This window comes from Micrococcus sp. HMSC31B01 (assembly GCF_001816085.1).
GTDB classification, from domain to species: Bacteria; Actinomycetota; Actinomycetes; order Actinomycetales; family Micrococcaceae; genus Micrococcus; species Micrococcus luteus.
This window is the reverse complement of the sequence record NZ_KV825335.1, coordinates 1-1,343: the sequence shown is the minus strand read 5'-3', so window position 1 is coordinate 1,343 and position 1,343 is coordinate 1. Positions and strand designations below refer to the sequence as shown.

The 1,343-nt window shown below is 75.4% G+C and carries 3 protein-coding genes; all 3 read left to right on the top strand.

Annotated elements, in window-relative coordinates:
* Positions 1-306 (top strand): DUF3180 domain-containing protein (locus tag HMPREF3105_RS10395; protein WP_141762509.1); only part of this gene is annotated, 306 nt, incomplete at its 5' end.
* Positions 287-799 (top strand): PH domain-containing protein, encoded by a 513-nt coding sequence (locus HMPREF3105_RS10390; protein WP_020625296.1) that lies wholly within the window; start codon positions 287-289, stop codon positions 797-799. The genes HMPREF3105_RS10395 and HMPREF3105_RS10390, both read left to right, overlap by 20 nt.
* On the top strand, positions 796-1,343 hold a 548-nt coding region (locus HMPREF3105_RS10385), incomplete at its 3' end, for a PH domain-containing protein (protein WP_141762508.1). The genes HMPREF3105_RS10390 and HMPREF3105_RS10385, both read left to right, overlap by 4 nt.

Here is a 1,343-nt window from a genome sequence, read left to right as displayed (position 1 = left end):
GCCGCGGCCCGCACCCTCGTGCTCGGCCAGGCCTCCGGCTTCGCGGGAGCGGCCCTCGGCGGGTGGCACGCCGGGGTGGCGGTGCAGGTGCTGCTGCGGGCCGGCGTGGAGGCACCGACCGTGCGGGAGGCCGCCCTGCAGGCCGTCGGCGGTCTCGTCCTGCTGGTGGTGGGGCTGATCGTCGAACGGTGGTGCCGGATCCCGCCTGAGGAGGATGCGCCCGAGGGCGGTCGTGGGCAGGATGGGTCCCCGGGCCGACCGGCCCGTCCCGAGACGGAAGGAGGGTATGCCCGTGCCCGGCATTGACCTGAGCGGCGTGGCCTTCACGCCGGCCTCGCCGCGGCTGGCGACGGTGAAGCTCATCGCCACGACCATCGGCCACCTGATCTGGCTCGCCGCGTTCTCCGTGCCGCTGATCCTCAAGCTCACCGGCCCGTGGGCGGGGATGGCCGCGTGGGTCGCGTGGGGGCTGCCGGCCGTCGTCGTCGTGTCCTGGATCGTGGACCTGATCCTGATCCCGCGGCGCGTGCGCGCGATGGGCTGGGCCGAGCGCGAGGACGACGTCCTGTGGCGCGAGGGCATCCTGTTCCGCAGCGTGCACGCGGTGCCGTACGGCCGCCTGCAGTACGTGGACGTCTCGGACGGTCCGCTGCTGCGCCGGGTCGGGCTGCAGACCCTCACCCTGAAGACCGCCGCCGCGGGCGGGGACGTCACCCTGGAGGGCGTGCCCCGCGAGAGGGCCGAGGAGCTGCGCGAAGTCCTCATGGCGCGCGGCCAGGCGCGGCTGGCGGGCCTGTGAGCGCGGCCGCCCCGCCCCCCGCCGACGACGCCGGCTGGGTCCGCGTCCACCCCGCCTCGCCCTGGGTGCGGGGCTGGACCTTCCTGCTGCTGATCCTGTTCTTCGCGGGCCGCAACGCGGTGGAGGACTTCGCGGCGGGCCGGCTCAGCGGGGAGGACGCCCCGGGCGGCGGCGACGGCAGCCTGCTCGTGGCCGGCGGCATCCTGCTGGGGGTCACCCTGCTGATCAGCCTCGTGTTCTTCTTCTCCTGGTGGTTCACCCGGTTCCGCTGTGGGGAGGATCGGATCGAGCTGCGCCAGGGCTGGCTCTTCCGCAGCCGGCGGCAGATGCGCTACGACCGCATACAGGCGGTGGACCTGCAGCACCCCCTCGTGGCCCGGCTGCTCGGGCTGGCCACGGTGAAGGTCGAGGCGGCCGACGGCGGCGAGTCCGCGCTCGAGCTGTCCTTCCTGCGCCGCGCCGAGGCCGAAGCGGTGCGCCGGGAGATCCTGGACCGCGCGTCGGGGGTGCTCGGGGGAGCCGGGGCGGACGCGTCCGCCCCGGA

Bases quoted from the DNA above. Each gene is read 5' to 3' on its own strand.
- HMPREF3105_RS10390 (WP_020625296.1), top strand. From the start codon at position 287: ATGCCCGTGCCCGGCATTGACCTGAGCGGCGTGGCCTTCACGCCGGCC.